Here is a 7,409-nt window from a genome sequence, read left to right as displayed (position 1 = left end):
CGTGTGCGGCCCCCTGCCCGGCCCCCGCACCACCCACCGAGAACCGGCCACGACCAGCAAGAAGACCCTCCCGAAGGAGGGTCTTCGCCTATGCGCCCCCGGCAGGACTCGAACCTGCGGCCAAGTGCTTAGAAGGCACCTGCTCTATCCACTGAGCTACGGGGGCCGGGTGGTGGACCGGTGGCCGGGAGCCCCTGGTGGGTGGGGCGTGGCCTGCCGGGTCAAGGATAGGGCTCCGATCGCCTTGGCCCGGTTGCTTCACCTGCGTGGCACGATGTGGAGGTTCGGTGAAGCGGAACGATAATCGCAGGCAGGTGCGATTCGCGCAGTGTTTTTCACGCCACTCGGGCCGGGTGTTGTGTACTCGTTATGCCTGAGCGGCCTGTCGTCAGCTGTTCGGTCGGCGCGCAGGGCCCTTATACGCTTCAAAAAGGCTCCAAAATTGGGCATTCTTCGCATGTGGTGACCTTGGACGAACGGCCTCAGCTGATCGACGCACTCTCCGCCCTGCGCGACTGTGTCGCCGCCGTGCGTCTCCCACTCCCCCTCACCGGCGCTCCACGCGCCCGCCAGACCAGGGCCGAGCTGCTCGCGCAGCTCGACGACTATCTGGTGCCCCGGCTGAAGGACCCCGACGCCCCCCTCCTCGCCGTCGTCGGCGGATCCACCGGGGCCGGGAAGTCCACCCTCGTCAACTCCCTTGTGGGGCGGCGCGTCAGTGAGGCCGGAGTGCTCCGGCCCACCACCCGTACGCCCGTTCTCGTCTGTCACCCCGACGACCACCACTGGTTCGCCGGGATGCGCGTCCTGCCCCAGCTCACCCGCGTCTGGCTGCCCCAGCAGGACGACGACAGCCAGGGCGACGAGCCCCCCGAGGAGAACGCGCTCCGCGTCGAGACGTCCTCCGCCCTCGCACCCGGTCTCGCCCTCCTCGACGCCCCCGACATCGACTCCCTCGTCGTCGAGAACCGGCTGCTCGCCTCCGAGTTGATCTGCGCCGCCGACATCTGGGTCATGGTCACGACCGCCTCGCGGTACGCCGACGCCATCCCCTGGCACCTGCTCCGTACCGCCAAGGAGTACGACGTCACGCTCGTCACCGTCCTCGACCGGGTGCCGCACCAGATCCTCGGCGAGGTCTCACGCCAGTACGAGGCCCTGCTCGACAAGGCGGGACTCAGGGACGTACCGCGGTTCACCATCCCCGAGCTGCCCGAGTCCGCGGGTGTCGGCAGTGGACTGCTGCCCGACAGCGCCGTCGCCCCGCTCCGCGCCTGGCTCGCCCACAGCGCCCAGGACCCCGCCGCGCGCCAGCAGGTCATCGGCCGTACCGCGTCCGGTGTCATCGACTCCCTCGACAGCCGCATGCCCGAACTCGCCGCCGCGGTCGCCGCCCAGTACGCCGCCGCCGTCCGGCTCGGCGGCGCCGTCCAGGCCGCGTACGAGGAGCAGGGCGAGCGCGTCCGGGAACAGGTCCGTCGCGGCGCCGTACTGGCGGGCGACGCCCGCACCCGCTGGCGCGGCTACCCCCGCGACAGCACCGCCGGCGAACTCCTCGACACCCTCGTCGAATCGCTCGCCGCACTGCTGCAGTGCGCGGCCGCCGCAGCGGACGAGCGCGTGCGGGACGCCTGGCGCCGGGAACCGGCCGCGTCCGCCCTGGATGCCGCACGGGCCGCCCCCGACCGGGAGGCGGCCGAGCGGATCGAGATGACGGTACGGCGCTGGCGCCGCGAACTCGAAGAGCTGGCCGAGGACGAACTCCGCAGCACGGAGCGGCCCGGGACCGCCCGTACCGCCGCGCCCGAGGCCGACACCGTCGCCGCCCTCCTCGCCGCAGTCCTCCTCGGCGGCCGCCGTACCCGCGGCGCCGGCGAACGGCTGGCCGAACTCCTCGGCGCCCAGGCAGCCCTGCGCCTGCGCGACACGGGCGGCGCGCTGGTCATGACGTATCTCGACCGCGCCCTGCACGCCGAACGCGACCGGCGCCTCGCACCCCTCGACGCCCTCGACGTGACCCCCGAGCCGCAGGCGGAGCTGATCGCCGCGCTCTCCGTACTGCAGAAGGAGAAGTGAGGACCGGTGAGCAGCAGCACGGTGGACGACCGCGCGGACGACCGCTGGGACGACGGCCTGATCGCACGGCGGGCGAGTGAGCGTGAACGGGACCAGGAAGCCGAAGAAGCCCCCGCCGAGGAGGCGGAGGGCAACCTCCCGCCACTGGGCGGACAGTACGGCGGCTCCCTGCGCACCCGGCTCGACGCCCTGCACGAACTCGTCGGCCTCTCCCGTACGCGACTGGCCAACGAGACACTCGCCGAGGCCGGACGCGTACTCGACGAGGCCGCGGCACGACAGCGGCTCTCCGCCCGCCACACCGTCGTGGCGATCGCCGGACCCACCGGCAGCGGCAAGTCGACACTCTTCAACGCCCTCGCGGGCGTGCCCGTCTCCGAGACCGGCCTGCGCCGCCCCACCACCTCGGCGCCCATCGCGCTGAGCTGGTCCGAGGGCTCGGCCGGACTCCTCGACCGGCTCGCCGTCCCCGGCCGGCTCCGGCGCCGTCCCCTCGCGGGCGGGGCCGCCGACGAGGACCTGCAGGGCCTCGTCCTGATCGACCTGCCCGACCACGACTCCGCCGTCACCACCCACCGCGACCAGGTCGACCGGGTCCTCGGCCTGGTCGACGCCGTGATCTGGGTCGTGGATCCGGAGAAGTACGCCGACGCGGTGCTGCACGAGCGCTATCTGCGCCCGCTCGCGGGCCACGCCGAGGTCACCTTCGTCGTCCTCAACCAGATCGACCGGCTGGGCGGCGAGGCAGCCGACCTCGTCCTGGACGACCTGCGCCGTCTCCTGGACGAGGACGGCATGGCCCTCGGCGAACACGGCGAACCCGGCGCCACCGTCCTAGCCCTCTCCGCGCTCACCGGGGACGGCGTGGGGGAACTGCGTGAACTGCTCGGCCGGTTCGTCACGGAGCGGACCGCGCCCGCGCTCCGGCTCTCGGCCGACGTCGACGCCGCCGCCGCCCGGCTCCGCCCCGCGTACGTCTCCGACGGACAGACCGGTCTGGGGGAGCGGGCACGGGAGGACTTCACGGCCCGCCTCGCCGTCGCCGTCGGCGCCACGGCGGCGGGCGAGGCCGCCGAACGCGTCTGGCGCCGGAGCGCCATCCGCGCCTGCGGCACGCCCTGGCTGCGGCTCTACCGCTGGTACGAGCGGGTGCGCGCGCACGGCTCCACCGACCCGCGCCTCCAGACACCGCTGGAGGACGAACTCACGGCGCGGCAGCGGGTGGAACAGGCCGTACGGGTCCTGGCCGACGACGCCACGCGCGGGCTCCCGGCGCCCTGGGCGCAGGCCGTGCGCGAGGCGGCCGCCCGGGGAGCCGACGGGCTTCCCGAGGCACTCGACGAACTCACCGCGTCCATCGGCGATCCCGCGGCGCGCCCGCCCCGGCCCGCCTGGTGGCCCGCGGCCGTCCTGGCGCAGGTCCTGATGACGCTGCTGCAGGTCTTCGGCGCGCTGTGGCTGGTCGGCCAGATCGTCGGCGTCGTGGAGCCGGGGCTGCTGCCTCCCGTTCTCATCATGCTCGGCGGCATCGTCGGTGGTCCGCTGGTCGAGTGGGCGTGCGCGGCGGCCGTGAAGGGGCCGGCCCGGAGGTACGGGCAGGAGGCCGAACGGAAGCTGCGCGAGGCGGCGGCCGCGTGCGGACGGGCGCGGGTCCTGGACCCGATCTCGGCCGAGCTGATGCGCTACCGGGAGGTGCGCGACCAGTTCGTGACGGTGTCGGGGACGCGTGCGGGGGCACGGGTGACGCGGCTGGGCGGCGGCGGTGCGCGATGGGGCGGTACGAGGGCGGGCGCCCGGCTGCGGTGAGGGTGCGGGTTCACCCCTGCGGGTGACTGAGTTCTCCCCAGCCCGACGCCCGTCCACAGGCCGGAGCGGGGTTCCGTCGGCCGGTCCAGCATGGGACCGGCCGAGGCGCACCGAACGCGCTTCGGAATGGGGAGGGGCGGGACATGAACGACACGACGGTGACGCTGGTCGGGAACGTGGCGACGAGCGTGGAGTACCGGGAGACGGCGACCGGCGGGGTGGCCCGGTTCCGGTTCGCGGTGACGGCGCGCCGCTGGGACCGGGAGCGGGGGGCCTGGTCGGACGGACACACCAGCTTCTACACGGTGTTCGCGTGGCGGGCGCTCGGCGCCAACCTCGCCGCGTCGGTCTCGGTGGGCGAACCCCTGGTGGTGCATGGCAGGTTGCGGGTGCGTGAGGAGGAGGAGGGGGATGGCCGGCAGGAGGGCCGCCGCAGGACGTTCGTAGACGTGGACGCGCTGGCCGTGGGGCACGATCTGACACGGGGTACGGCGGCCTTCCGCCGGGTGGTGAAGGGCGAGTCGCGCGCGACGGAACGTCAGGGGAACGGGGGAGAGGGGGGTGTTGAACGGGACCCGTGGGAGGTGGCGGACGTCCCGAAGGCTCTGGAACCCGTGGCCTGACCTGGACTTGTGTGGATTTGTCGACTCCATGGCCATCGATCCTCCGCTGAGCGGACACCTCTGATAACGATTCCGAGACGGAATGGTTATCAGACTGTATGGGTGGGCATCAGGCTCTTCCCCGTCCATAGGATGCGCGGGTACTCATACGGGACTTGAGTCATCACTTGAGTCGACAGTTGAGTCAACCGGGTCTGTGAATCTGCTGGCGATGCGCTCCCCCCACGTGTCACGTCTGACCTACGGCACGGAGCTGCTCGCCCGGAGGGGAAATTCATGTTTTCAGTTCGGAGGCGTGGCGCTGCCCGCCTTGCCGCCGCGACCGTGGTCTCTGGCCTCGTCGCCGCGGGTGCGATAGCCGTTGCGGGACCGGCGCTGGCCGACGAGGGTGACGGCACCGGTGGCGCGACCGCCACGCTGGGCAAGCTCACCGTCTTCGACACGGTCAAGATCAAGGGCCAGGGCAAGGTCTCTGCCGGCCTGTTCGAGATGCAGGTGACGCCCGGCGGCGTGCTGCAGACCTACTGCATCGACCTGTACACCGGCGCCAAGACGGGCCAGGAGTACAAGGAGGTCGGCTGGGACCAGTCCTCCCTGCACAACAACGAGAACGCCGGCAAGATCCGCTGGATCCTGCAGAACTCGTACCCGCAGGTCGACAAGCTCGACGAGCTCGCCAAGAAGGTCGGCGCCAAGAACCTGACCAAGGAGACGGCCGCGGCCGCCACCCAGGCGGCGATCTGGCACTTCTCCGACAAGGTCGAGGCCGAGCCGGTCGACAAGGACGCGAAGAAGCTCACCGAGTACCTGGAGAAGGAGGCGGTGAACCTGGAGGAGCCCAAGGCCTCCCTCAGCGTCTCCCCGGCCTCGGTCGCCGGTAAGTCGGGCGAGCGCCTCGGTCCGATCACGGTCGACACCAACTCCGCCACGGCTGCCGTCTCCCTCGCCCCGGGTGCGCCCGCGGGCGTGAAGCTGGTCGACAAGGACGGCAAGGTCGTCACCGACGTCGCCAAGGGCAGCCAGGTCTTCTTCGACGTTCCGGCCGGCACGCCCGACGGTGCCGCCGAGCTGACGGTCCAGGCCGACACGACGGTCCCGATCGGCCGCGCGTTCGTCTCCACCAAGGTCAAGAGCCAGACCCTGATCCTCGCGGGCACCAGCAAGTCCAGCGTCACCGCGAAGGCCACCGCCACCTGGGCGAAGAAGGGCGCGATCCCGGCCGTCACGGTCGAGAAGAACTGCGCCAAGGGCGGCCTGGACGTCACGGCGTCCAACGAGGGTGACGAGGACTTCACCTTCGAGGTGAAGGGCCAGACGGTGACCATCGCCGGCGGCCAGTCCAAGACGGTGCTGGTCCCGATCGCCGAGGACGAGGCCTACGACTTCACGATCACCGGCCCGAACGGCTTCGAGAAGAACTTCAAGGGCGTTCTCGACTGCAAGACGGCCACCCCGGGCCCGCTCCCGTCGGAGACCCCGTCGACCGAGCCGTCCGTCACCACCCCGCCCACCGAGGGCACGGCCGGCGGCTCCACCACCGGCTCCACCACCGGCGGCGGCGACCTCGCCGAGACCGGTAGCTCCAACGCCACCCCGGTGATCGCCGGCATCGCCGCGCTCCTCGTGGTTCTCGGCGGCGGCGCGGTCTTCTTCCTCCGCAAGAAGAAGACGGCCGGCCAGTAAGAGCCCGGTAGTACACCGGCAGTACCACCGGCCCCGGTGCGCGATCAGCGCACCGGGGCCGTCGTGCGTCCACCGAAAGTGACGACCCGGTCACCCCGGACGCCGGGGAATCCGCAGGTCACGGGTTCCGCGCGGTACTGGTTTCCATCGAGGGGTGGCGGTCAGGCAAGATGGGGTGTATCTCTCCGGCGCAGGGCACAAAACAGCCCCTCACCAGCAGGTTTCCCGCCGATGAGGGGCCGTCTCAGGCAGCCTGGGCCGTCTCTGGGCCGTCGTGAGCGTGACCGGCGGCCCGGTACATCGCGGAGATGGCTTTCCGGGTCCGGGTCTCGCTGGACGGCATGAGGTGCGTGTGGACGCGGAGCGTGAACCCCGGGTCGCTGTGGCCGAGGTAGAGACTCAGGGCCTTGATGTTCTCTCCGGCGTCCAGGAGGACTGAGGCATAGAAGTGGCGCAGCGTGCATGCCGTGTTCGCGGGCTGCCGCGTACCGCTGGCCCTTCTTGGGGGTCGGGATGATGCCGGCGGATGCCAGCGCGGGCTTCCAGGACTGGTCGTTGAACCCCTGGCTCCAGATAGCGGAGTCGACGCCGCTCGTGAAGACGAGCCGGTGTGTCACCTTCGGGCCGTCCGGCCTGAGCCACGGCAAGGTCACCTCGACGGGCGGGAACTGCTTCATGTGCTCGCTCAGCGCGGTCGACACCTCGGGGTCGAGGGGGACGTCACGGAGCTTGCCCCGCTTGGGTGGGGCGAAGACGAGCGCGCCGCGCACCTTCTTGACCTGCTGGCGGACGTAGAGCCAGCCGAGGTCCCCGATGTTGGCGACGGTCAGGCCGAAGATCTCGCCCTGTCGCAGCCCGCACCCGGCGCCGACATCGACCATGGCGCGGTACCGCTCGGACAGGCCAGCCCGCACACCGAACACCTGCTCAGCGGACCAAGGATGGACGCGTGTCGGGACGGGGCGAGGTGCCTTGACCGATCGGGCACGGCGGACGATTCCGCGCTTGGCTCGACGGATCCTTGCCGCTGTTGAGGCCCGATCATCAGGTGCGGCACCGATCTACCTCGAACACGGGCAGCAGCCAAAGGGCGTTGCCGCATAGCGACACGGAGGAGTCCGCCGCGCCATGAGCCTGGTGCGGTGGAAGTTTCCCTACGTTCATCAAGCCCGCGCACGGCGCGGGTGCGCGCCGCCTTTACGGCGGGGCCGCCGCCCTGTC

4 protein-coding genes, 1 tRNA gene and 1 pseudogene are annotated in these 7,409 nt (G+C 71.4%); 4 read left to right on the top strand and 2 right to left on the bottom strand.

What is annotated here, in order from left to right; translation table 11 throughout:
- Positions 1-93: 93 nt before the first annotated feature.
- Positions 94-166 (bottom strand) — tRNA-Arg (locus ACFUJR_RS30065).
- Positions 167-468: 302 nt separating this feature from the next.
- Between ACFUJR_RS30065 and ACFUJR_RS30060 the strand changes: the two genes are divergently transcribed.
- The 4 genes from ACFUJR_RS30060 (at position 469) to ACFUJR_RS30045 (ending at position 6,188) form a co-directional block, all read left to right on the top strand.
- On the top strand, positions 469-2,076 hold the full coding sequence (locus ACFUJR_RS30060) for a dynamin family protein (protein ID WP_383180613.1): 1,608 nt from the start codon (positions 469-471) through the stop codon (positions 2,074-2,076).
- Between the two features lie 6 nt (positions 2,077-2,082).
- A complete protein-coding gene (locus ACFUJR_RS30055; RefSeq protein WP_383180610.1) occupies positions 2,083-3,882 on the top strand; it encodes a GTPase in 1,800 nt (599 codons plus the stop codon).
- 143 nt (positions 3,883-4,025) lie between these two features.
- On the top strand, positions 4,026-4,505 hold the full coding sequence (locus ACFUJR_RS30050; RefSeq protein WP_383180606.1) for a single-stranded DNA-binding protein: 480 nt from the start codon (positions 4,026-4,028) through the stop codon (positions 4,503-4,505).
- A gap of 276 nt (positions 4,506-4,781) precedes the next feature.
- Complete coding sequence (locus ACFUJR_RS30045) at positions 4,782-6,188, top strand: Cys-Gln thioester bond-forming surface protein (RefSeq protein ID WP_383180603.1); 1,407 nt, start codon at positions 4,782-4,784, stop codon at positions 6,186-6,188.
- Between the two features lie 244 nt (positions 6,189-6,432).
- On the opposite strand, the pseudogene ACFUJR_RS30040 reads toward ACFUJR_RS30045, so the two are convergent.
- Positions 6,433-7,177, bottom strand: a pseudogene (locus ACFUJR_RS30040) (tyrosine-type recombinase/integrase); the annotation flags it as partial.
- Between the last annotated feature and the right edge of the window lie 232 nt (positions 7,178-7,409).

The organism is Streptomyces sp. NPDC057271 (assembly GCF_042668715.1).
In the GTDB taxonomy this organism is placed as follows: Bacteria; Actinomycetota; Actinomycetes; order Streptomycetales; family Streptomycetaceae; genus Streptomyces.
Note: the sequence above shows the minus strand (reverse complement) of the source record. Positions and strands in the feature narration are given on the sequence as shown.

Coding starts and splice junctions, on each gene's coding strand:
- ACFUJR_RS30050 (WP_383180606.1), top strand. CDS start 4,026: ATGAACGACACGACGGTGACGCTGGTCGGGAACGTGGCGACGAGCGTG.
- ACFUJR_RS30045 (WP_383180603.1), top strand. CDS start 4,782: ATGTTTTCAGTTCGGAGGCGTGGCGCTGCCCGCCTTGCCGCCGCGACC.